The 20,995-nt window shown below is 67.5% G+C and carries 23 protein-coding genes; 7 read left to right on the top strand and 16 right to left on the bottom strand.

Features of this window, described 5'->3' with window-relative positions:
* Positions 1-38: 38 nt before the first annotated feature.
* Complete coding sequence (locus ACFVUS_RS11060; RefSeq protein WP_387763871.1) at positions 39-1,244, bottom strand: PucR family transcriptional regulator; 1,206 nt, start codon at positions 1,242-1,244, stop codon at positions 39-41.
* Positions 1,245-1,527: 283 nt separating this feature from the next.
* Here ACFVUS_RS11060 and ACFVUS_RS11055 point away from each other — a divergent pair, with 283 nt between their 5' ends.
* Together ACFVUS_RS11055 and ACFVUS_RS11050 are read left to right on the top strand one after the other, a co-directional pair.
* Positions 1,528-2,175 (top strand): hypothetical protein, encoded by a 648-nt coding sequence (locus tag ACFVUS_RS11055; protein ID WP_387763868.1) that lies wholly within the window; start codon positions 1,528-1,530, stop codon positions 2,173-2,175.
* A 48-nt stretch (positions 2,176-2,223) separates the two neighbouring features.
* Entirely contained in the window at positions 2,224-2,877 is a 654-nt protein-coding gene (locus tag ACFVUS_RS11050) for a hypothetical protein (protein ID WP_387763865.1), read from the top strand.
* Positions 2,878-2,895: 18 nt separating this feature from the next.
* On the opposite strand, the gene ACFVUS_RS11045 is transcribed toward ACFVUS_RS11050, so the two are convergent.
* The 10 genes from ACFVUS_RS11045 to ACFVUS_RS11000 all read right to left on the bottom strand — a co-directional run bounded on the left by ACFVUS_RS11045 (position 2,896) and on the right by ACFVUS_RS11000 (position 12,838).
* Positions 2,896-3,909, bottom strand: a complete 1,014-nt coding sequence (locus ACFVUS_RS11045) for an NADP-dependent oxidoreductase (protein ID WP_387763862.1) — start codon at positions 3,907-3,909, stop codon at positions 2,896-2,898.
* Positions 3,910-4,002: 93 nt separating this feature from the next.
* A complete protein-coding gene (locus ACFVUS_RS11040) occupies positions 4,003-4,635 on the bottom strand; it encodes a TetR/AcrR family transcriptional regulator (RefSeq protein WP_387763859.1) in 633 nt (210 codons plus the stop codon).
* A gap of 156 nt (positions 4,636-4,791) precedes the next feature.
* Positions 4,792-5,778 carry a nitrilase-related carbon-nitrogen hydrolase gene (locus ACFVUS_RS11035; protein ID WP_387763856.1) on the bottom strand — a complete coding sequence of 329 codons (987 nt, stop codon included), beginning with the start codon at positions 5,776-5,778 and terminating at the stop codon, positions 4,792-4,794.
* A gap of 143 nt (positions 5,779-5,921) precedes the next feature.
* Complete coding sequence (locus tag ACFVUS_RS11030; RefSeq protein ID WP_387763854.1) at positions 5,922-7,142, bottom strand: Ig-like domain-containing protein; 1,221 nt, start codon at positions 7,140-7,142, stop codon at positions 5,922-5,924.
* A gap of 112 nt (positions 7,143-7,254) precedes the next feature.
* Positions 7,255-8,157, bottom strand: coding sequence for a metallophosphoesterase family protein (locus ACFVUS_RS11025; RefSeq protein ID WP_387765497.1), 903 nt, complete (start codon positions 8,155-8,157; stop codon positions 7,255-7,257).
* Between the two features lie 20 nt (positions 8,158-8,177).
* Positions 8,178-8,513 carry a cupredoxin family copper-binding protein gene (locus tag ACFVUS_RS11020; protein WP_387765495.1) on the bottom strand — a complete coding sequence of 112 codons (336 nt, stop codon included), beginning with the start codon at positions 8,511-8,513 and terminating at the stop codon, positions 8,178-8,180.
* Positions 8,514-8,737: 224 nt separating this feature from the next.
* Positions 8,738-9,430 carry a ubiquinol-cytochrome c reductase iron-sulfur subunit gene (locus ACFVUS_RS11015; protein WP_387763851.1) on the bottom strand — a complete coding sequence of 231 codons (693 nt, stop codon included), beginning with the start codon at positions 9,428-9,430 and terminating at the stop codon, positions 8,738-8,740.
* Positions 9,427-10,002, bottom strand: coding sequence for an RNA polymerase sigma factor (locus ACFVUS_RS11010; protein ID WP_387765493.1), 576 nt, complete (start codon positions 10,000-10,002; stop codon positions 9,427-9,429). The genes ACFVUS_RS11015 and ACFVUS_RS11010 overlap by 4 nt, the downstream gene beginning before the upstream one ends.
* A gap of 100 nt (positions 10,003-10,102) precedes the next feature.
* Positions 10,103-11,269: a TDT family transporter gene (locus tag ACFVUS_RS11005; RefSeq protein WP_387763848.1), complete on the bottom strand. Its 1,167-nt coding sequence runs from the start codon at positions 11,267-11,269 to the stop codon at positions 10,103-10,105.
* Between the two features lie 120 nt (positions 11,270-11,389).
* On the bottom strand, positions 11,390-12,838 hold the full coding sequence (locus tag ACFVUS_RS11000) for an ABC1 kinase family protein (RefSeq protein WP_387763845.1): 1,449 nt from the start codon (positions 12,836-12,838) through the stop codon (positions 11,390-11,392).
* 116 nt (positions 12,839-12,954) lie between these two features.
* On the opposite strand from ACFVUS_RS11000, the gene ACFVUS_RS10995 reads away from it, so the two are divergent.
* Entirely contained in the window at positions 12,955-13,731 is a 777-nt protein-coding gene (locus tag ACFVUS_RS10995) for a GntR family transcriptional regulator (RefSeq protein ID WP_387763843.1), read from the top strand.
* 100 nt (positions 13,732-13,831) lie between these two features.
* Positions 13,832-15,169: an ABC1 kinase family protein gene (locus ACFVUS_RS10990; RefSeq protein ID WP_387763840.1), complete on the top strand. Its 1,338-nt coding sequence runs from the start codon at positions 13,832-13,834 to the stop codon at positions 15,167-15,169.
* A 28-nt stretch (positions 15,170-15,197) separates the two neighbouring features.
* On the opposite strand, the gene ACFVUS_RS10985 is transcribed toward ACFVUS_RS10990, so the two are convergent.
* Complete coding sequence (locus ACFVUS_RS10985) at positions 15,198-15,320, bottom strand: hypothetical protein (protein ID WP_364631335.1); 123 nt, start codon at positions 15,318-15,320, stop codon at positions 15,198-15,200.
* 3 nt (positions 15,321-15,323) lie between these two features.
* Positions 15,324-16,304, bottom strand: coding sequence for an SDR family NAD(P)-dependent oxidoreductase (locus ACFVUS_RS10980; RefSeq protein ID WP_387763837.1), 981 nt, complete (start codon positions 16,302-16,304; stop codon positions 15,324-15,326).
* 102 nt (positions 16,305-16,406) lie between these two features.
* Between ACFVUS_RS10980 and ACFVUS_RS10975 the strand changes: the two genes are divergently transcribed.
* A complete protein-coding gene (locus tag ACFVUS_RS10975) occupies positions 16,407-17,210 on the top strand; it encodes an SDR family NAD(P)-dependent oxidoreductase (protein WP_387763834.1) in 804 nt (267 codons plus the stop codon).
* Here the strand turns inward: ACFVUS_RS10975 and ACFVUS_RS10970 are convergent.
* Together ACFVUS_RS10970 and ACFVUS_RS10965 are read right to left on the bottom strand one after the other, a co-directional pair.
* Positions 17,207-17,800, bottom strand: a complete 594-nt coding sequence (locus ACFVUS_RS10970) for an SRPBCC family protein (RefSeq protein WP_387763831.1) — start codon at positions 17,798-17,800, stop codon at positions 17,207-17,209. The two genes, ACFVUS_RS10975 and ACFVUS_RS10970, sit on opposite strands and share 4 nt — an antisense overlap.
* Position 17,801: 1 nt before the next feature.
* Positions 17,802-18,245: a phage holin family protein gene (locus ACFVUS_RS10965; RefSeq protein ID WP_387763828.1), complete on the bottom strand. Its 444-nt coding sequence runs from the start codon at positions 18,243-18,245 to the stop codon at positions 17,802-17,804.
* Positions 18,246-18,363: 118 nt separating this feature from the next.
* Between ACFVUS_RS10965 and ACFVUS_RS10960 the strand changes: the two genes are divergently transcribed.
* Together ACFVUS_RS10960 and ACFVUS_RS10955 are read left to right on the top strand one after the other, a co-directional pair.
* Positions 18,364-19,338, top strand: a complete 975-nt coding sequence (locus tag ACFVUS_RS10960) for an oxidoreductase (RefSeq protein WP_387763825.1) — start codon at positions 18,364-18,366, stop codon at positions 19,336-19,338.
* Between the two features lie 123 nt (positions 19,339-19,461).
* Positions 19,462-19,731, top strand: coding sequence for a hypothetical protein (locus ACFVUS_RS10955; RefSeq protein WP_387763822.1), 270 nt, complete (start codon positions 19,462-19,464; stop codon positions 19,729-19,731).
* A gap of 41 nt (positions 19,732-19,772) precedes the next feature.
* On the opposite strand, the gene ACFVUS_RS10950 is transcribed toward ACFVUS_RS10955, so the two are convergent.
* Complete coding sequence (locus ACFVUS_RS10950) at positions 19,773-20,810, bottom strand: YbhN family protein (RefSeq protein WP_387763819.1); 1,038 nt, start codon at positions 20,808-20,810, stop codon at positions 19,773-19,775.
* Between the last annotated feature and the right edge of the window lie 185 nt (positions 20,811-20,995).

Below are 20,995 nucleotides of genomic sequence, written 5' to 3'. Positions count from 1 at the left end.
CCTTCGCGGAGTTCGTGACCGGCGACCGAATCCGGGTCTCACTTCCCCGGTGCGGCGTCACCGAGGATGCGGCGGGCCTCCAGGGCCAGCTGGATCTCGGTGGCGGCGCGCGGTTCGGTGAGTCTGCGCCCGGTCAGTTCGGCCACCCGGTTTATTCGGAATCGCACCGTATTGCGGTGGCAGAACAGCGCCGCGGCGACCGCGGAGACCTCGCCGTCCTGTTCGAACCAGGTGCGCATGGTTTCCAGCAGCACCTCCCGATCGTGTTCGGGCAGTGCCAGCACCGGTCCGAGTACGCTGCGCGCCAGCGCGCCCGCGGCCTCCGGCGAGCCCGCGAGCAGCACCGGAATCAGCGCGTCGTCATAGCGCAGCACCTGGTGAGAGCCGGGCTGCGCTGCGGCACAGGCCAATTCGGCCTGTCGCAGCGCGGCCGCGGCCTCGGTGAGCGCGGTGAACACCGAGCTGATCCCGGCCCGCCCGACACTGCGCTCGGCCAGTAGCGCGCGCAGTCGAGGTTCGGTGAAACGTGCTGTGAGAGTGATGATTCCGATATGACTGTGCGCCCGCACCCGCCATGCCGAGGCCACGCCCAGCATGGACAGCCCCCGGTCCACCCCGGGCAGCGCCTCGGCGGCGGCGGTGCCGGTGGTGGCCGCCACCACCACGTACGACCCCTGCGCGGGTAGTCCGAGCGCGCGGGCGCACTCCCATAGTCGAGCCCCGTCGACCTGCCCGGTGAGCAGTGCCTCCAGTGCCGCGTCGTGGGCGCGGGCATCGCGGCGCAGCTGTTCGGCCACGGTCTCCTGATACCCGTCGGTGAGCGCCTGCGAGTAGTCGTCGACCAGTTTCCAGACGTGCGAGGCGATGCCGAGCAGTTCGCGGCTGGCCTCGGGATCGTCTCCGGCCATGGCGAGCAGTTCGTCCCACACCACACCGGAGCCGATGCGGTAGGCGCGCAGCACCGCGGGTAGCGGGACTCCGGTCTCCGCGCGGCGGTGGCCGGTGCTGCGCGGTGCGGCGATGCCGATCTCGCGGCGTCCGGCCAGATGTCCCAGGATGGCTTCGAGGTTGGCGCGGTTGGCGCGCCGCAGGTCCTCCGGCGTCACCGCGCGCAGATTTCCGTAAACCGGTTCGGCTCGTTCGATTTCCGCTGCTACCCGGTCGACCACATCGTCGATGCGCTCCAGCAGTGTGGTGCTGGCGCGTGCCACGAACCCTCCGGGCAGGGTGTTCGAGGTGTTCATGGCAATTGATCGTACCGTCCAGAATTGTTGCCGTGCACAGTACTGAGAGAGTCGAACGATCGATTTGGCCCGATTAGTGCGGTATTCGAGCGTGCTCGGGCATGGTTGAGCCAATTGGGCTGTGCGCGAGCACAGTTCCCGGTCGTGGGAACAATTGGTGTGCCGAAGGGCCGATTGGTAGGACCACAGGACCGGGGATTTCCCTCTCGCATGTCGTCATTGCGCGTGTTCCCAAGGCATAGCGCACAATTGAGATGTTTCGCGGTGGGATTCGAGGATTGTTATGAACGCGTACAGGACCCTGCTGACCGCTCTGCTGACCCTCGGGGTCGCGGCGGGATGCGCCACCCATCCGGCAAACCATGTGGCACAGGTGATTTCGGGACCACCCGCCAAACAGCAGAATGTGACGGTGCCGGTCGGCCCCGGCCCGGTGCAGTACACGGTGCAGGCCCAGCCCGCGCCCGGTACCTGCCACTTCGGCAAAACCGCTGACGGACAACCGCTTCCGGATCCGCTCTGTACACCCGGCGCGACCAATCCGAAGGTGACCGCGGCGAATCTGGCCGACACCATCTGTAAATCCGGCTATACCGCATCGATTCGGCCGAACTCGAATATCACCGGCCGCGAGAAGGAAGCCAATATCAAGTCCTACGCCTTCACCGGTGATCCGAAGGACGCCGAATACGACCATCTCATCTCGCTCGAGCTCGGCGGCGACCCGAACGATCCACGCAATCTCTGGGTGGAACCGCCGTCCCCGGATCACAAGCCGGGGGCCGGAATCGCCAATCCGAAGGACAAGGTGGAGAACCAGCTGCACAGTCTGGTCTGCACCGGCAAGGTCGCGCTCACCGACGCGCAGGGCGCCATCGCGGCGGACTGGACCACCGCGCTCGCCGTGGTCGGCCACCCCAACGGCAACTGAACTGCGAATTCGGGTCTGCCCGCCGATATCCGGGCCTACCATCGACGGATGTCAGCCCCGCGGGGCGGCTCGATGATGATCGAAGGTCGGGTCGTCCACAAACTGTCCAATGCCCTGCAGGTCACGTTCCAGTCCGGGCCGGGGGATCCGCTGGCCGACGGCGTGCAGGGGGCAGGTGACGGTTTCGGCGGCAAGATGGCCATGCTCTTCGGTTTCAAGAACGGCGGTACCGGCAAGCATCGCATCACCTACGCCGACGGTTCGGTCGTCTGGGTGCAGTCCAGGGAGGCCGCGCCGACCGTGCTGAGCCGCGCGGACGGCAGCGCCATCGGCACCATCAACCGCGCGGACACCTCGACGGCCGTGGGTTCGACCGCCGGGACGCTGCTGCATTTCGTCCCCGCGGACGAGCCGAAATCGCCAGAGTTGTTCCGGCTGCGGATTCTCGACCGCATGGGCGAGGAGTTCGGCCGCCTCGATGTGGTGCGCACCGCCGGCGGCTGGACGCTGGGCCGGATCGCGAACGATCTGTACGACACCTACATCTGGTGGGATCGGGCCGGACAGCCGCTGCCCACACCGATTCTGGGGACCAGGCTGCTACTGCAACGCGCCCCCGACCCCACCGAGCGTGATGTCCTGCTCGGGGCATGCGTGGACATTACGCTCGGCCTGCGGCCCTACATCACCGCCATGCGGTGAAATCGGTTCCGGCGCGGCCTAATCCGCGACCTTGATGCTCAGCTTGCCGAGGTTCTTCCCGGTGAGCAGTCCCTGGAACGCGGCGACCGCGTTGTCCAGGCCGTCCACCACATCCTCGAGGTAGGTGAGCCGCCCGTCGGCGAGCCAGCCGGTGGCATCGGGGTAGAACTCGTCGAATTGATGCAGGAATTCGGTCTGGATGAAGCCGCGCAGGGACAGGCTCTTGCGCAGTATGTGCCCCATGAGCTGGCCCATGCGATCCGGGCCCGGCGGCAGTTCGGTGTCGTTGTACGAGGCGATCAGGCCGCATACGGGGATGCGCGCGAACTTGTTCAGCCGCGGCAGCACCGCGTCGAAGACCGCACCGCCGACATTCTCGAAGTAGACGTCGATGCCGTCGGGGGTGGCGGCGGCCAGCTGTTCGGCGAAATCCGGTGCGCGGTGGTCGATGGCGGCGTCGAAGCCGAACTTCTCCCGCAGCAGCGCGACCTTGCGCGGTCCGCCCGCGATGCCGACCGCGCGAGCGCCCTTTATCTTGGCGATCTGCCCGACCGTCGCGCCGACCGGACCGGTGGCGGCGGCCACCACCACGGTCTCGCCTGGCTTGGGCTGTCCGATGGTGAGCAGGCCGGAATAGGCGGTGAAGCCCGGCATTCCGAGCACGCCGAGCGCGGTGGTGAGCGGTGCGGCGGCCGGATCGAGCTTGCGCAGGTACTGCGTGTACTCGATCGAATGCGTCTGCCACCCGCCGTAGCCCAGCACCACGTCGCCGGGCAGCAAGGCCGGATCGCTCGATTCGACGACCCGGGAAACCGTTGCCCCGCACATGGTTTCGCCGACCTCGACCGGCGGTGCGTACGACGGCGCGTCGCTCATGCGCCCGCGCATATACGGATCGAGTGACAGGTACAGCGTCTGCAACAGCGCCTGTCCCGGTGCGGGCGGCTCCAATTCCACCGTCTCGGTGCGGAAGTTCTCCGGCTGCGGCATCCCCGTCGGACGGGAAGCCAGCACGATACGGGTGCTCTTCATCGGCAGGACCTTTCGATGGACGACGCCCCATTCTGAAACACCCACACCCCGATCACCGCCGATTCAGGTAGGTGTCCCGGTCACCGGGCCTCGTCAGCGGCGGGTGGTCGCCGCGCCCCTGCGTCCGCGGCTCTGTGGGAGCGGCTGCGGGAGAAGGGCTTCCAGTGCCCGGCGCAGTTGCGCGCGAGCCTCGTCGGTATCGATCTCACCGGAGAGCCAGCGGGAGGACAGACCCTCGGTGAGTGCGGTGGCGATACCGCCGAGGTGGTCGGCATCGAGTGCGCCGGAGATTTCGCCGAGCGCCTGGGCGACCCGGATGGTGTCGGCGATCTCGCCGCTCCAGCGGCGTGAGGTGCGGGTGAGCGGTTCGCGCAGGGCCTCCTCGTAGACGGCGCAGGCGCGTAACTCGTTCCAGGCCAAGGAGTTCTCGCGAACCTCGGCCCGATCCTGGATCTCGTCGAGGATCTGGTGTATGAGCCGCTCCCGCGCGGAATCACCCGCACCCGCGGCCGTGCGATAGGAGCGGGCGCGGTCATTGATGTAGGTGAGCGCCGCCGCGAGCAGGCCGTCCCGATCCTTGAAGTGGTAATAGAGCAGTCCGGGTGAAACCCCGGCCACCTCGGCCACATCGCTGACCCGCAGGCCGCGCACGCCGCGCGAGGCGATAGCGGTGGCGCTTGCCTGCAGGATCGCCTCCCGGCGGTTCGGCCCGCTGCTGTCCTTCACCGTCTCAACCTCACCCTTCGAATGTGCGGCCATGCTAGCCCCGAGCCCGGGCCGGCCGCCGTCCCGGGCTCCCACTGTTCATTACCCCCGCGGTCGCGGTTCCACGCTCGCGGCTTACGGGCTTGTCCGCGAAGCGGTTTCCGCGGGCACGGTCGGTCAGGACGCGACCACGCCGTACGGCCGACCGGTGTCGACCGGGGCGGTGAGCCGGGTGTAGGTGTCCGGGCGGCGGGTGGTCAGGAAGGGGAACAGGTCCAGCCAGTCGGCGCACTGGGCCAGGTCCAGATCGGCGACCAGGACCGCGGCGGCATCGCGCGGGGCCTGCACCAGAATCCGCCCGTACGGGTCGGAGATGAAGGACGAGCCGTAGAAGTTCACGCCGCCCTCATCGCCGAATCGATTGGGCACCACCATGAATGTGCCCGCGGTGATGCCGTTGCCGACGATCACGTGCTGCCAGATGGGCTGGGTGTCGAAGCTGGGCATGGACGGTTCGGAGCCGATGGCGGTCGGGTACACCAGGATTTCCGCACCGCCGAGCGAATAGTTGCGCGCCAGTTCCGGGAACCACTGATCCCAGCAGGTCGGCAGGCCCAGCGCCGCGCCGTCGAGGGCGGCGGGCCGGTACACCGGATGCGGATCGCCCGCGGGCGGTCCCTGCCGGAAGTAGGTGTCCTCGTAGTATCCGGCGCTGATCGGGATATGCAGTTTCCTTGTGCGCCCGAGCAATTCGCCCTCGGGGGAGACCAGAATCGCGGTGTTGAAGCCGAGGCCGTCGGCGCCGTCGGCGCGCTCGTACAGCGAAGCGTGCACCAGTACGCCGTGCTCGCGGGCGGCCGCCGCGGCGAAGGTGAAGGTGGGCCCGGTCAGCAGTTCCTCCGCGGTCGCGCCCGGATTCTCGGCCGCGGGCACATCGGCGGGATAGCGCGAGAGCGTGAGTTCGGGCAGGAAGACCGCGCGAGCGCCCTGCGCCGCCGCGAGCCCGATGCCCGCGCTCAACTGAGCGCGCAATTCGTCCGGATCGGCCAGCCATCGATGCTGTACCAACCCGACGCGCAGCGGCGCGCGATCGGTATCGCTCATCCGGGCATACGACGGCGGCGGGGTGAGGGCGGTGCTGAGGACGAAATCGCTCTGACTCATGCGGCCAGTCTCCAACTGAAAACTCAGTCAGTCAAGTGTGCCGGTAGAAGCGCTGAAATACGCATAATGCGTGTAAAAACTGAATATCGACTCAGCGGATCAGAGTTGAGAACGTCTATTCGTGCGGGAGTGGACGGTCCCGGCTACTTGGCGCTGCCCGCGACCCATTCGTCCCAGGGCATGCCCCAGTCGCCGTTCTGCCAGACCTCGAGGGGTGCGCCGCCGGTATTGCGTACTTCCACCACATCGCCCGGGAGCGCGTAGTCGAAGAACCAGCGCGCGTTGTCGGAGCTGAGGTTGAGACAGCCGTGCGAGACGTCCTGACTGCCCTGCGCCCAGATGGTGGAGTCCAGGGCGTGCAGGTAGATGCCGTCGGTGCTGATCCGGGTGGCCCAGCCGATGGCCTCCTTGTAGCCGAGCCGGGAATTGATCGGCAGACCGTAGGTGGAGGAGTCCATGATCACCGGATTGGCCTTGTCCATGACGGTGTAGACGCCAGGCTGGGTCCAGAAGGTGATGGTGCGCCCGGCGATGGTCTCGCTGCCGCCGCGACCCATGGAGGTGGGCATGGAGCGGATCAGATTGCCGTTCTCGAACACATCGACCATATGGGTGTTGTCATCGGCGATGGAGACGTGCGCGGCCCCGATGACGAAGTTGACCCTGCTGTCTTCCTGTCCGAACAGTCCCGGTCCCACCTGTACACCATAGATATTCGCGGCCACGCTGATCTTGGTGCCGGGCGCGTAGTAGTCCTTGGGCCGCCAGTGCGCGTTGCGGTTGTCCATCCAGTACCAGACCCCGTCGACCTTCGGGGTCGTGGTGACGATCAGCCGCTTCTGCGCCGCCGCGCGATCGGTGATGTCCTCGTCGAAATGCGCGACTATGACGGTGCCGACGCCATAGGTGCCGCCCTCGGCGAGCGCCTCCCCGCCGGTGGTGTTCAGATACACCTTCGTCTGATTCGCGGGCTGAATGGTGGTGAAGGTCGAGGTCACCGGCCCGGTCGCACCGGTGACGGTCATACCCTCGGCCTTCAGCGTGTAGGTCCGCCCGTAGCCGAGCTGGACGTTCGGCTTCCACGCCGTCTGATCGGGCGTGAAGGTGCCGTCGATGGTCCGGCCTTCGTCATTGGTCAGGGTGACCGCGGTCAGCACGCCGCGCGATGTGCTGACCTCGACGGGTGCGGACGGATCCACATTGCCCGCACCCTCCGCGGGACTGAGCGTGATGGCCTGTGTCACGGGCGAATCCGGCCCGGGCGTGCCATTGGGTGTGGAAGCCGACGAACATGCTGCTATCACCACGATCAGAACCGCCAATATGCCGGTGGCGGCGGAAGATCGAAAACGGTGGAGTGGCATGGGACTCCCTCCATCTTGTTACTGCTCAGCCTAGTAGACCATCTTGCGTTTGCATTCGTTCCGCAGCGCCCCGGCGAGACGCGGAACGGCACAAAGTCATCGACTTGTTACCTCACTTCAGCGTTTGGTCCTTGATCGCCAGCATCTGCTGCCCTTTTTGATAGGTGACCTCTCTGATTCCGAGGGCGTCGTGCAGCTTGCCCGCGGGCAGCGTCACCGGTTTCGGGGCGGGACCGTCGCCGGGTTTGGGCAGCGGATAGGCGGTGGTGGTGCCGCTGTAGAAGGTGATGTTGCCTTCGGTCTTGGTGAACAGCTGGTGCACATGACCGTTCAGACAGGTGACCGAGCTGAACCGGCGCAGATAGCTCAGGGCCTGGGTGGCATCGTCTGTGCCCCAGCCCCATTGGGGATACATGGCGAACAGCGGAATGTGGCTGAACACGATGATCGGTGTGTCACTGGACAATCCGGCGACATCCTTGCGAACGAACTCCAGCTGATCGACGCCGAGATGCCCAAGGGCTTGCAGGTTCAGGGTGTTGACCAGGCCGATCACGTGCACGCCCGCGATATCGAAGCTGTACCAGCCGTCGCCCCGGGTGCCCCGCCCGAAGGTGTCGCGATACCGCTGCCCGCCGTCATCGCTCGAATCGTGTTCGCCGGGAACGGTGAATACGTGCGGGGTGCTCAGCCCGCCCAGCATCTGATGCACCTGATCGAACTGTTCGGGTGTCGCCAGGTGGGTGAGATCGCCGGTGTGGATCACGAAGTCCGGGGTGTACCCGAGCGAATTCACCTGTCCGATGGCCTCATTGAAGGTTTCGGTGACATTGCCGTTGGCGGTGCCGGTGAAACCGATATGGCTGTCACTGAGCTGGGCGAAGCGCAGCGTGGGTCGTCCGGTGGCGGCCTGCGCGGTGCCCGCGATATGCGAGACCACCTCACCGCCCACCACCGCCAGGCCCACCGCCGAACCGAACCAGGCGCTGTGCCGCAGCAATTGGCGGCGGGTCATGCCCTGGGGATCGTCCTCGGTCACGGCGTCACCACCACCGTCGCGTGCATGAACGGGTGGATCGCGCAGATGTAGGCGAAGCTGCCCGCCTTGGTGAAGGTGAAGGTATACCTCGCTCCCGCACCGAGATTCGGCGAATGGAAGCCGCCGTCGCTCGCCGCCACATTGTGCGGTTCCTCATCGCGGTTGGTCCAGGTGACCGTGGTGCCGACCGGAACGGTCAGGGTGGCCGGGGCGAAGGCGAAATTATCGATGGTGACGGCGTTCGGACCGGCCTTCGCATCCGCCGGCGCCGTTGCCGTGCTGGACGTGCCCTGCATGCCGGGCATGGCCGGTCCGCTGCCACCCGGCACCATCCCGGGAGTATCGGTGCCGGAAGCGAAAACCGGTGTGGGAGAGGGATTGTCCGTGGCCTTGTCGCCTCCGCCGCCGCATGCGCTCAGCGTGAGCGCGGTCGCGACGGCGGCGACGGCCAGGGCCGTGCGCCGACGGCTGCGGATAAGTCTCATGAGTCCGGGCCTCCCTATCGGATCCATCACCCGCGGGTGCGGGATCTGTCACCTACAGATAGGGCGGCGGGTTACACGGTCGGCCCGAAAATCTCTATCGCGCCGTTGTTTTCGCGAACCTGAAGGTGCGGCAGCGGTGCCGGGGCGATCTTCAGCTGATGGGTGAGCACCACGCCGTCGGTGGAGAACGAGGTGGAATGACAGGGGCAGCGCAACCGGTCGGCCGGGGCGTCCAGCCACAGTTTGCAGCCCTGATGCGTGCACACCCCCGATACCGCGACCGGAATTCCGTTGGCACGCCGCACGAATCCGCTCACCGTCCCGATATCGAAGGCGATGGTGCCACCCTCGGGCAGGTCCGCGCCCGCCGCGATCGGCCGCCACGACCCGTTATTGGGTTCCAGGGTCGTCTGTGCCGCGGGCTGTTCCGGCTCCGCGGGGTGCAGCAGGGTCCGATCCACCACGGCCCCTGCGGCTCCCACGGCGGCCGCCGCGGCTGCCGCCGAGGTGCCGATCAACACCTGTCGCCGCCGCGTCCCGGTCTCGGGCGGCGAATCCTGTTCCTCCCCATCGATTTCCGCCGCCAACCGGCGTTGCAGGCTCGCCAGGAAATCCTCGCTCGGGGTATCGCTCCCGTGCCGCGCGGCCCGCAACTCGATGGCCGCCCGCATCTGCTCGGCTTCCTCGTCATCGGGCCGGAATCCCCGGGGCGCCCGCCCGGCCAGCAACTCCTCCATGTACCGCCGCACATCCCGCCCGCTCATCGCGCACCTCCCTCGTCCAACCGCGCAGCCAGCTGTAAAGCCCGATGCTGCAACACTTTCGCATTCGCCACCGTCACCCCGAGATCATTCGCCGCATCCCGCACCGACAGCCCCTGTAGAAATCGCAATTCCAGAATCCGCCGATAGTTGTCCGGCAGCCGTTCGAGCACCTTGCGCGCCTGCGCCTCCGCGCGTCCGTCGGTACCGGTCTGCTGCGGTGGATCATCCACGATGTCGATATCGATGGTGGTGATCTCCCGCCCCATCCGAGCCTTCCAATATCCGGCCAGCACGGTTCGGGCGGTCGCCCGCAGATAGGCACGCACCTCGGGCACCGACGCCTCGATCCGCAATGGTTTGAGCGCGGTACTGAACACCTCGGCCGTCAGATCCTCCGCATCGGGCCGGTTCCCGACCTTCCCGAACATCAGCGAGTACACCCACCCCACATTGTCCCGGTAGAGGGCTTCCCATCCCGAATAGTGCTCACCGTCCACGAGCCGCAACCCCCGGCCGGGCGCACTCCCCGCACCCTCGACCCCCCGATCGCGTCCAGCAGTCGTCCGCCGCATCATGAACAGCCACTCCCAGGCTCCGCCAACGACGCATAACCACGCCTTCCAGTAGATAGCGTCGCGGGTTACAGCGGCACCCGATTCCCGGGATTCGGCCTCAGCGGGCGGGGCGCAGCAGGTTGCCGTACAGCGAGTCGTGCACGGTGCGGGCGGCCACCACGGCCCAGGCGGCCACCAGGAGTGCGAACAGGGCCACCGCGACCACGGCGAACAGGGTCGCGCCGGTGTGGGCGTACAGGACGGTGCTGCCGGTGACGCAGGTGCCCAGGGGGAAGGTGAAGCCCCACCAGGTCATGTTGAAGGACATGGACTTTCGGGCGTGCCAGGTGACCGCGATGGCCAGGCCCAGCCACAGCATGGCGAAGCCCCAGGTGGGCACGCCGAACAGCAGGGCGAAGACATCGAGTCCGGCAGCCTCGCGGGCGGGCAGGGCGGTGGGCGCGACGGTGGCGAGTTGGCCTGCGGCGGTGACGGATTGGCCCAGGGGTCCGAGCACCAGCCAGACGGTGGCGACCATGCCCGCGGCGGGAAGACCGTGGTGCAGCAGCCGGGACCAGATCATGGTGATGGTGAGGAAGGCGGCCATCAGGCTCAGGCCGAACATGGCCAGGCAGGCGAACAGCAGGGTCATGCGGGGCTGGCCCGCGGGGAGATGGGGGATGAGCAGCGCGCCCGCGGCGGCGGAGACCATCGGGGGCACCACGGGCATGAGCCAGCCGCCGAACGCGGCGTCGCCGTCGAAGCTGTGCCGGGTGATCATGCGAAAGGGGATGGCGCAGGCGGAGATCAGACCCAATACGGTGCCCGCGCTCCACAGCACCCAGTCGATGGTGACCGCGGCGGACATGCCGATCACATCGCTGCCGAGCAGCAGGGTGCCCAGGCCGATGGTCATCAGGGCCATGGGAGGAGCGCCGTAGAACTGCATCATGACGGGGTTCGCGCCGTGCGATCGGGCGATCTCGGGGTGGCGTCGCCAGTGCGCGATCCAGGCGATCGACAGCACGGCAAGCAGTCCGGCGGCCACCGCCCAGACGAGGGTGGCGACGCCGCGCAGACCCGGGAATTGCAGGGGGAGGGTGGCGGCGGCATTGGCGATGATGCCGGTGCCCATCACCACCGCGAACCAGTTGGGGGCCAGCGCGCGCAGCGCGTCACCGGGTTCGCGGCCGACCGCGCGCTCGACGGCGGTGCGCGCCGGAGCGGACGCCTTCGCAACAGCTGACGTGGTGTCGGAACTGGGGCGGAAGGTCAGTGTGGTCATGCATTCAGCATCGGCCAGCGGCAAACTCCCCGGTACCGCCCGCATTCCGATGGATGCATAGAACGGTTCTATGCCCACCCCACGGCCGGTTCTATGCCCGTGTGCGATCGAGTGGCGTGTTCAGCTGACGACGGAGAACCGCCGCGTCGGCGGATTGGCGCGCAGCTGCCGGACCAGACCCAGATCCGTCGGCTGGGCGCGGTGATTGTCGAAGCGCTCGAACGCCGTGGCGAGCTCGGGCGACCAGCGGGCGAACTCCGCCCGCACCGGCCCCTCGGCCTCCAGCTGCGCGAGCACGCCCATGGCCGTGAGCAGCGCCCGCGCGAACGGCGTCACATACGCCGGGATGGTCATCTGCCGATGCGCGTTGCTCAGCCGCGGATCCATCACATGCCGCACCCGATGCCGCAGCCATTCGGTGGTGAACCGGAAGGTGCTCTCCGCCAGCGGTTCGCTGACCACCGCGATGCCCTCGGCGATGGCCGCCACATCGTAGGCCCGGTTCGGCTCCACGAAGCCGTGCCGCCGCAGCGCGACGTCCAGATCGGCGATGGTGCCGTTCAACGCCGAATCGACCAGCTCGCCGACCAATTCGGTGAACCCGTCCTGCGGCCACGACACGCACGCCCCGAAATCGACCACGCCGAGCCGCCCGTCCGGCAGCACCCGGAAATTCCCGGGATGCGGATCGCAGTACAGCAGTCCGGTGCGCACCCAGGACGAGAGTAGGAATCGCAGGATCAGCATGCCGACCCGGCTGCGCTCCTCGGGCGCACCGGATTCGATGATCCGGGTGACCGGTGTACCGTGCAGCCATTCGCTGACCACCACATTGCCGCGCTGGGTAATCACCTTGGGCACAACGATATCCGGGTCGTCGGCGAAGACCTCGGCGAATATCCGCTGATGTTCGGCCTCGGCCGCGTAGTCGAGTTCGCCCGCCACGCTGGTGCAGATGGCCTCGGTCACCGCGGGCACATCGGCTCCCGGTGCGAACACGGTGGCCAGGATGGACAGTCGCCGCAGCTGTTCCAGATCCCCGAGCACCGCCTGATGCGCGCCCGGGTACATGACCTTCACCGCGACCTGGCGGCCGTCCCGCCACACCGCGCGATGCACCTGCCCGATCGAGGCCCCGGCGGCGCGCCGGTCATCGAATTCCAGGAAGTTCCAGCGCCAGCTCTCGCCCAGCTCGTCCGCCATGGCGGCGTGCACGGTCACGGGCAGCATGGCGGGCGCGGAATCGTGCAGTTGCGCCAGCGCGGTCCGATACGGTTCGGCCAGTTCCGGTGGCAGCGCCAGCTCGTACAGCGCGAGCAGCTGTCCGAGTTTGGTGGCGCAGCCCTTCAGCTCGCCCAGCACCTCGAAAATGTGCTGGGCCGTGCGCAATTGGATTTCCTGATTGACCTCGGCGGCGGATCTGCCGCGGGCGCGCTTGGCGACCCCGGCCGCTTGGCGACCGGCGTAGGCGATGGGCAGCGACGCGATTTTGGCATTGCGAACCGCGGTCCGAACCGGCGGCGTGCCGCCGGTACCCCTTGAACGACTGCTGGTTCGCCGCTCCGTCATATGCTCACCTCATTGTGTGCGCGGCGCGCGACTGTTCAGGTGCGCGCACGTGCAGTTTGGCACATAGGAGCATAAACTGTCTGGGACGTATCCGATAGTTGTCGAAAGGTGACAGGATGGGTGCCCAGACGGTCGTCGCCGATGTCGCCGACGAACTCGCTCGCCGGGTCGCCACGGGGGTGTACGCACCCGGTGATCTCATGCCTTCGGTCCGCCAGGTCGCCGATGAGTTCGAAATGAACCGCGCCACCGCGCAATTGGTGCTCGGCAGGCTGGAGTCCTACGGTTTCGTGGACGCGCATCGGGGTCGCGGTTTCACCGTGCGGGATGTGCGGCACACCGGTGGCCTGGACGTTTATCGTCGTCTGTTCCGGCTCTCCATGCACGAACCGGAGTTGGCGGCCGATATCTTCCGCAATATCGTCGCCACCGAACGGGTCATCGTGCTCGAGGCGTTGCTCGATTACACCGAGGCCGAGAGCGGTCTGGATCCGAGCGTGCTGCGCGCGGCGATCGATGAGCTCGAAATCGAGGCGCGCGCCGACGATCCCGACGCGGTTCGCATGCTGGCGATCGAGATCGGCCTGATCAGGGCACTTCTCACCGAACTCGGCCACAGTATGCAACGCGCCGTGCTGAATTCGGTGGGCGAGATGCTGTTCGAGGTGCCGGCGGCGGTGCAGGCGTACTTCGCGGCCTCACCGGATCTGCACGTGCTGGTGTGGCGCGCGCTGCTGGCGGTGTGGGAGTCCGGCAGCGGCCCGTCCGAGGCGCAGCTGGCGCTGTTCGAGGATCTGTTCGCGATGTTCCACGAGAAGGTGGTGGCGCATTTCGACGAACTGGTCGGCCTGGATGCCGAGAGCGCCGAAAGTGGTGCGCGGCACGCTGTTTGACCAACCGTCTGAGACAATCTAATCTTCGATTCGTGCCCCGGGGGCACAGTGCTATCCCACTCGCGCACGCGGGTAACGGCGATACGAATCGAGGCACCCGATGGCGGGCAAGAGAAGAACCGGTCTGGCACGATCGGCCAAGATCGCGGCACTGCCGATGGGCATCGTGGCGCGGCGCATGACCGCGACCGGTAAGGCGATCATGACCGGAGCGGATCGCGGCGCCATCGACGACGCGCTGATCGAGAAGGCCGCCGATGAGGTGTTCCGGGTCCTGGGGGAGCTCAAGGGCGGTGCGATGAAACTGGGCCAGGCGCTCAGTGTCGCGGAGGCCGCGGTACCCGCCCGGTTCGCGGACCGGTATCGAGAGGCGCTGGCGCGCCTGCAGAATCAGGCGCCGCCCATGCCGACGGCCCAGGCGCACCGCATGCTGGACGAACAATTGGGCACCCGCTGGCGCGAGCGCTTCACCTCGTTCGAGGACACCCCGGTGGCCGCGGCCAGTATCGGGCAGGTGCACCGCGCCGTCTGGCGGGACGGCCGCACCGTGGCGGTGAAGATCCAGTACCCGGGCGCGGATGTCGCGCTAATGTCCGATTTGAAACTGCTGCAAATGCTTTCGGGCACCTTCGGCGTCTTCATGCCGGGCGTGGACGTGAAGGCGCTGATCGAGGAATTCGTCGCGCGCACCGAGGATGAGCTGGACTACCGCATCGAGGCCGATCATCAGCGTCGTTTCGCCAAGGCCTATGCCGAGGATCCGAACTTCTTCGTACCGCGCGTGATCGCCAGCTCGCCGAAGGTCATGATCACCGAGTGGATGGATGCCATTCCACTGTCCGAGGTCATCGCCGAGGGCACCCCGGCGCAGCGTGATCGCGCCGGTCAGCTGCTGGTCGAATTCGGTTTGAGCTCACCGAAACTCGTCGGTCACCTGCACTGCGATCCGCATCCGGGCAACTATCAACTGCTCGCGGACGGGCGGCTGGGCATTCTCGATTTCGGCGCGACCATCGCGCTGCCGGACGGTCTGCCGCCGGTGGTGGGCGAACTGGCCCGCTTGGCCGTCGCCGAAGACTACGACGCACTGCTGGCGGCATTGCACACCAACGGTTTCGTACGCCCGGGACATCATCTGGACGCCGATCCGATCCTGCGTGTGGTGGCCCCGGTGGTCGCCGAATTCCAGGGTGATCGCCTGCGCATCACCAGGGAGCTGTTGCAGGGACACATGTTGCGCGCCATGGATATGCGGAACATATCGATGAACAACACCATGGCCGTGCGCACTCCGCCCGAATTGCCGGATCTGGTCATGCTCGGCCGGGTGCTGGGCGGCATCATCGCCGTCTGCGCCCAACTCGATGCCGAGGGTCCGTATCTCGGACTGGTCGAACGCTGGCTGCCGGGCTATGTCGCCGAGGGCGAAGCGGCCTGAGCCGAGGGCGAATCGGCCCGACTCGGGCTCAGGCTCCGACCAGCGCGCTCACCGTGACCAGCGCGGCGATCACGGTGAGCGCCATGGCGACGACGATCACCAGATTTCTGCGGGTGGGCGGTTCGGCCGGGGTGGACGGGCGTTCTTCCATGCTTCATCTCCTCAATGGAATGGGCGGTGGTGGCGGATCATCGTATTCCGGTGGTTCCCAATAGGTTTGCAGACCCGGTCGCTGCGGCATGAGTTCGGCCGCCTCGCGGGCGATGCCGACGAAGCCCGGATGGTCGATGACGAAGCGCACCGCGCGCTCCACCTCGGGTCCGGTGCCCACCCGCATGAGTGCCCGGGTGAAGTTGGGGAAGGCGCGGGTGAACAGGTGAATCAGCCGTGATTCCAGGCGAAGTGGCAGCATGGCGCGATTCGCGGCGGCTGCCTCGACGATCTTGCGCCCGGCCTTGTCCGGATGCATGCCGAGCAGGGTCATGCCCTTCACCACGATCTGCCGGGTGATGGCGACCTGTTCGGTGCTCAGGGTGGCCAGCGAGGCGGTGGCGGCCAGATTGGTGGCGATCAGTCCGGGGCACACCACGGTGACTCCAATACCGAGCGGTGCCATTTCAACTCGAAGCGTTTCGCTCAGATGCTTCACCCCGGCGGCGGTGAAGGCGTAGGGCGTGCCCAGCCGCATGGCCGCGAAGGCCGCGACCGAGGAGACGTTCACCAATTGCCCACCGGTGCCGCGCTCGGCCATCTGGGCGCCGAAGAGCCGGCACCCCTGCACGACGGCGGTCAGATTCACATCCACGATTCGTTGCAGGTCGGCCGGTCGGATGTCGAAGAATGGTCCGCCGACCACTATTCCGGCATTGTTGACCACCACATCGGGTACGCCGTGCGCGGCGCGCACGTAGTCGGCCAGCCCCTCCATGGAGACCGGATCGGCCACGTCGAGGGCATAGGGCAGGGCTTGCCCGCCGTGGGAATGGATCAGCGCCGCTGTATCTTTCGCGGTGGCGAAATTGATATCGGCGACGATTACGGTGGCCCCGCGATCGGCAAGGGCCTTGGCGGTGCCGCGGCCGATACCGCTGCCCGCGCCGGTCACCACGGCGAGCCGTGGCTGGAAGGTTTTCATCTGCTGGTCCCGCTCCTGCGCTGGAGAGTTGAAGTGTACACTGTCTGGGACAGTAAATGAATCTGAACGCAGCGCCGCAGCCGCGGAATCAGGGGACCACACATGACAGGCTTCGAGCACCAGATTGTGGTGATCACCGGTGCGGGCAGCGGCATCGGACGCGCGGTGGCGCAACGCTTCGCGCGCAAGAAGGCCATGGTCGTCGTCGCCGATGCCGATAAGGCATGCGCGGTGCGGACCGTGGAATCCATCGAGGCGTTCGGCGGTGACGCGACGCCGTACGCGGTCGATGTGGCCGACGCCATCGCCATGGAATCCTTCGCCGAGGATGTGCAGACCGAATTCGGCACGCCCCGGGTACTGGTCAACAATGCCGGATACACCACGGCCGGGCCGTTTCTGGAGCACACGCTCGAGGATTGGGAGCGGCTGCTCGGGGTGAACCTCTGGGGGCTGGTGCACGGCTGCACCCACTTCGGCAGGCAGATGGTGGACTCCGGGCGCGGCGGGCGCATCATCAATGTCACCTCGGTGGCGGCCTTCACCCCGATTCCGCTCAGCGCACCGTACTGCGCCACCCGCGCGGCGGCCCAAATGCTCACCGAGGGATTGCGATTGGAGTTCGCGGGCACCGGTGTGGGGGTGACCGCTGTCTGTCCGGCCCCGGAGCCGACCGAGGATATCGCGCGCACCATCGTCCGGGTGGCGGGCCGCAATCCCGCCGTGGTGCCCACGCCGTTCGAGGCGCGGGCGCAATATCTGGGCAGCCGGGTCTCGCCCGGCGGTGCGCGCCTGGCCGCGCGAATCGCCAAGCGGGACAGGCTGACCGGGTTGCGCTCCCGGTTCACCCGCCGCGCGGTGCTCGCCCGCGTCGACGACTATCTGGCGCGCAAGCTGGAGCCCTAGAGACGTGACGCCAGCCCCCGCAGCGCGAAGGTGGTGAAGGGCCGCACGAAGGGCGCGGCCCAGCGCAGCGGCAGGAAGGAGCCGATGCGCGGCCGGAAGGCGATGGTCCAGGCCAGTTCCGTACCGGTGGCGGTCGCGGTGAGCCGGTAGTCCTCGGCGCAGGACTTGACGGCGATGGGCACCGATATTCCGGTGCCGCTCACCGTGAGTCGCTGCCCGGGGGTCATGATCACCACCCGCTCCCGCACGGCGAAGAGCGTGCAGTCGATGGTGCGCAGCGCGCCTTCGCGCCGGTACTCGTCGTGATAGCGCACGCCGTTGACCAGCGGCAGCCAGGAGAAGGTTCCGTTGAGCTGCAAGGCATCCCACAGCTTGGCGGGCGGTACGGCGAACTCGCGGGTGGCGGTCACCGTGAAAGTGCCTTTGTCGTCGAGGTATTCGTCGATCTGCGCCGAGGTGAGCGGGCTGGTCTCGAAACCTCGCCCGGCCAGCACGGCCACGGTCCACCTGCGCAGCAGCAGTGCGGTGATGCCCGCACCGATCGCGCCGAGCACCACGAGCACGATCAGCACGATGATGATGGTGACCACGTCAGAACCCCTTGGCGCCGTTGCCGTTCGCCCGGGCGAAGCCCCGGACCGCGTCGCCCGCCCGCGCGGCGGCCGCGGCGGTGGCGCGCACACTGCGCATCCGATAGATCTGCCAGAGCCCGAACAGCGCGGCGATACCGGCCGGGATCAGCATCAGGCTCGAGGTGGTGAGCAGTGCCGCCCAGTGCGGCATCCACCGCGCCAGCAGTTCGGTCAGGAACCGGAAGAAGTAGACGGTGCCGTATGCAGCCGCGATGACGGCGAAACACAGTGCGGCCAAAGCGATTACGCCCCGAACCAACTCGGCGAGCACGAACTTCCCGGCGCGATACAGTGTGGGCCCGGCCCAGGCGGTGAATTCGGCGAGCAGCAGCCGCAGGATCCGCTCGGGCTCACTCGGTCGCGCTGCGATCGCTGTGCGGTAACTGGTTTGGTCGCCCGCCATCTGCGGCCCCCTCGGATCAGCATCCTCATCGGCGGCCGCCGGCCGCCCGAACTGTCGCATCCTAACACGGTCGGCTAGATTGTCTCAGACGGCAAATCTCCCCAGGAGGGTGAACGGAATGGCCAAAGTGCTCTCGGCCCGGACGACCACGGCGCGACTGCCGCTACTACCTCGACCCTGGACCGCGGACGATATTCCCGACCTTTCCGGTAAGACCGCGGTGGTCACCGGCGCGAACAGCGGCCTCGGCCTGCGCACCGCCGAAGCGCTCGCCGCCAAGGGCGCGCAGGTGATCATGGCCTGCCGCAATGAGCTCAAGGCCGCCACCGCGCTGGAATCGGTGGCCGCCGCCGCGACGGGCCCGAAACCCGAAGTGCTGCCGCTGGATCTGGCCGATCTGACCTCGATCCGCCGGGCCGCGGATCATCTCGATGTGCGCGAGAATGCCATCGACATCCTGGTGAACAATGCCGGGGTGATGGCGCTGCCCCGCAATGTGCGCACCGCCGAGGGTTTCGACGCGCAGTTCGGCACCAATCATCTGGGTCACTACGCGCTCACCGGATTGTTGCTCCCGGCACTGCTGCGCGCGCCCGCGCCGCGCGTGGTGACCGTCTCCTCCATCGCGGCCTGGGGCGGGGTCATCAATTGGCCGGACCCCAATTGGCGTGTCATATATGTTCGCTGGCTCGCGTACAGCCAATCCAAACTGGCCAATCTGCTCTTCACCGCGGAGCTGGACCGGCGCGCCGCCGGCACCACGCTGACCGCCGTGGCCGCGCACCCGGGTCTGTCCGCGACCAATCTCTACGATTCCGGCACGGAGAAGGGCGCGTCCGCTCGGCTCGCCGCACTCCAGCAGCAGGCCCTGGTCGCGATGGCGCAGCCGGACCGCATGGGCGCGCTGCCCCAGCTCTATGCCGCCACCATGCCGGACCTGCCCGGTAACGCCTACCTCGGTCCCGGTCTGGAGACGTTCGGCTATCCGCGCCGCACGCTGCGGAATCCGCTCGCCTACAGCCGAACCCAGGCCCGCGCGCTCTGGCGATTGAGCGAGAAGCTCACCGGGATCACCTACGACTGGCCCGCCTGATCGCATAACGCCGGATTGGGCCGCCGCCACGAGATCATTCGACCACCCGGCGCGGTCCATCCCGGCGTGCGAGAATTCGGCTGCTGTTTACCGGCTTACCCCGAAATGCGTGAGGAGATGCTTGTGAGCTCGAGGCTGTGGATGGGTGTGCCCGTCGCGGTAATGGCGGTGGCGCCGGTGTTCGCCGTGGTCGGGGCCGCCCCCGCGCAGGCGAGTCCGCACGGACCCGGTGTGGCGTACAACTATTCGTGCACCGGTCAGGACTACGCGGGTGCGCAATTGCCGACGGTGACCGTCAGCGCGCGTCAGGGTGTGCGGGCGGCCAAGGGTCAGGCGCAGACTTCGTGGCGCGGTGTGGCGAAGTTCTCGACCATCGAGTGCACCGCGCTCTGATGTGGTGAGTTCCGGACTTCGGGGAGTCCGGACCGCCGTGCTCAGATGGCGCGGCGGTGATTGAGATAGGCGAAAGAACCCAGGCCCAGCGGGATTTGGAACCAGAAGGTCAGCAGTCGGAAGCCCAGCGCCGCGCCGACCGCGACCCCGCCGGTCAGGCCCGCGATGGCGGTCAGCCCCGCAGCCAGGGTCACCTCCTTGGCGGCGACGCCGCTGGGGGAGGGCAGTAGCGGCGCGAGCGCGACCGTCACCAGCTGCACCACGAAGGTGTCGGCGAAGCTGAGATTCGCGCCCACCGCGTGCAGCACCGCCCACAGCGCGACCACCATGAGCAGCGGCTGGGCCAGTGCGCAGAGCCACAGCAGCGCCGCCCGGCGCGGGCGCAGGGCGGTGGCGGCCACGGATTTCCAGGCGAATTCGGCATCGGTGCGCCCGGTGCGGGCGCGGTGCAGCAGGCCGTGCCAGCCACCCCGGCCGGTCAGCCAGCGCCGCAGCGTGATCGTCGCACCCGCGCCGACCACCCCGAGGCCGAGTACCGCGATGCCCACGATCAGCGCTGTGTGCCAGGCGTTTCCGGTCGCACCGTGCCACCAGGCGGCGGTGCGCGCGCCCAGATCGTGCCAGGGCGGCTGCCCGTTGGTGCGGTCGATCAGGCCGGGGGTGGCCAGAATCGCCACGATCACCAGCGGTATGCGCACCACCAGTGCGGCGAAACCGAACAGGGTCATCGATGCCACGGCGGCGCTGTGACTCAAGCCCTCGCGGCGCAGGAAGCGCAGCCGGATGAGCAGTGATGCCGCCGGAATCAAGCCGATGGCGGGCACCGCGAGTTGCAATGCGAAAAGCCGTGCCGAAGAGGGTTGTGCGGGAATCGAACCGCGCAGCATCCACACCGAGGTGGGCCAGAGTCCGAGCGTGGCCACCAGCGCCAGGGCGAGCCAGCGCGGATCGGCGGCGAGCAGCGCGCGCATACCCGCGGCGACCGTCTCGTGCTGCCAGAGCGCGGCTGCGGCGACCACCACCGTGCAGATCACGGTCGGGAGCGCCTTTCTCGCGGTTGCGGGAATGGCCAGAGCCATCGGCTCTCCTCGTGATGTCGCTGATGCCGTAATCGTGCTGTGAATCGCAGATCCGATGCTCGACATTAACGCGCCGGAGCAGGGAGCGACCCGCAATCCGGCACATGAGTGGGCACTGCCGGACAGTGCAGATCGTAGCGGGTCGCTCCCGGGACACCGGTGACCATTCGGTGGGGTACGCATCG

Origin of the sequence: Nocardia sp. NPDC058058, assembly GCF_042885355.1 — a bacterium.
GTDB lineage: Bacteria > Actinomycetota > Actinomycetes > Mycobacteriales > Mycobacteriaceae > Nocardia.
Note: the sequence above shows the minus strand (reverse complement) of the source record. Positions and strands in the feature narration are given on the sequence as shown.

Excerpts from the sequence above, each read along its gene's own strand:
- ACFVUS_RS11015 (WP_387763851.1), bottom strand. The coding sequence starts at position 9,430 with ATGAGCGGGCGGGATGTGCGGCGGTACATGGAGGAGTTGCTGGCCGGG.
- ACFVUS_RS10950 (WP_387763819.1), bottom strand. The coding sequence starts at position 20,810 with ATGGCTCTGGCCATTCCCGCAACCGCGAGAAAGGCGCTCCCGACCGTG.
- ACFVUS_RS10960 (WP_387763825.1), top strand. The coding sequence starts at position 18,364 with ATGGCCAAAGTGCTCTCGGCCCGGACGACCACGGCGCGACTGCCGCTA.
- ACFVUS_RS11030 (WP_387763854.1), bottom strand. The coding sequence starts at position 7,142 with ATGCCACTCCACCGTTTTCGATCTTCCGCCGCCACCGGCATATTGGCG.
- ACFVUS_RS11055 (WP_387763868.1), top strand. The coding sequence starts at position 1,528 with ATGAACGCGTACAGGACCCTGCTGACCGCTCTGCTGACCCTCGGGGTC.
- ACFVUS_RS10975 (WP_387763834.1), top strand. The coding sequence starts at position 16,407 with ATGACAGGCTTCGAGCACCAGATTGTGGTGATCACCGGTGCGGGCAGC.
- ACFVUS_RS11050 (WP_387763865.1), top strand. The coding sequence starts at position 2,224 with ATGTCAGCCCCGCGGGGCGGCTCGATGATGATCGAAGGTCGGGTCGTC.
- ACFVUS_RS11025 (WP_387765497.1), bottom strand. The coding sequence starts at position 8,157 with ATGACCCGCCGCCAATTGCTGCGGCACAGCGCCTGGTTCGGTTCGGCG.
- ACFVUS_RS11035 (WP_387763856.1), bottom strand. The coding sequence starts at position 5,778 with ATGAGTCAGAGCGATTTCGTCCTCAGCACCGCCCTCACCCCGCCGCCG.
- ACFVUS_RS11010 (WP_387765493.1), bottom strand. The coding sequence starts at position 10,002 with ATGCGGCGGACGACTGCTGGACGCGATCGGGGGGTCGAGGGTGCGGGG.
- ACFVUS_RS10985 (WP_364631335.1), bottom strand. The coding sequence starts at position 15,320 with ATGGAAGAACGCCCGTCCACCCCGGCCGAACCGCCCACCCGCAGAAAT.
- ACFVUS_RS10980 (WP_387763837.1), bottom strand. The coding sequence starts at position 16,304 with ATGAAAACCTTCCAGCCACGGCTCGCCGTGGTGACCGGCGCGGGCAGC.
- ACFVUS_RS11045 (WP_387763862.1), bottom strand. The coding sequence starts at position 3,909 with ATGAAGAGCACCCGTATCGTGCTGGCTTCCCGTCCGACGGGGATGCCG.
- ACFVUS_RS11020 (WP_387765495.1), bottom strand. The coding sequence starts at position 8,513 with ATGGTGCCGGGTGGCAGCGGACCGGCCATGCCCGGCATGCAGGGCACG.
- ACFVUS_RS11000 (WP_387763845.1), bottom strand. The coding sequence starts at position 12,838 with ATGACGGAGCGGCGAACCAGCAGTCGTTCAAGGGGTACCGGCGGCACG.
- ACFVUS_RS11005 (WP_387763848.1), bottom strand. The coding sequence starts at position 11,269 with ATGACCACACTGACCTTCCGCCCCAGTTCCGACACCACGTCAGCTGTT.
- ACFVUS_RS10965 (WP_387763828.1), bottom strand. The coding sequence starts at position 18,245 with ATGGCGGGCGACCAAACCAGTTACCGCACAGCGATCGCAGCGCGACCG.
- ACFVUS_RS10995 (WP_387763843.1), top strand. The coding sequence starts at position 12,955 with ATGGGTGCCCAGACGGTCGTCGCCGATGTCGCCGACGAACTCGCTCGC.
- ACFVUS_RS11060 (WP_387763871.1), bottom strand. The coding sequence starts at position 1,244 with ATGAACACCTCGAACACCCTGCCCGGAGGGTTCGTGGCACGCGCCAGC.
- ACFVUS_RS10990 (WP_387763840.1), top strand. The coding sequence starts at position 13,832 with ATGGCGGGCAAGAGAAGAACCGGTCTGGCACGATCGGCCAAGATCGCG.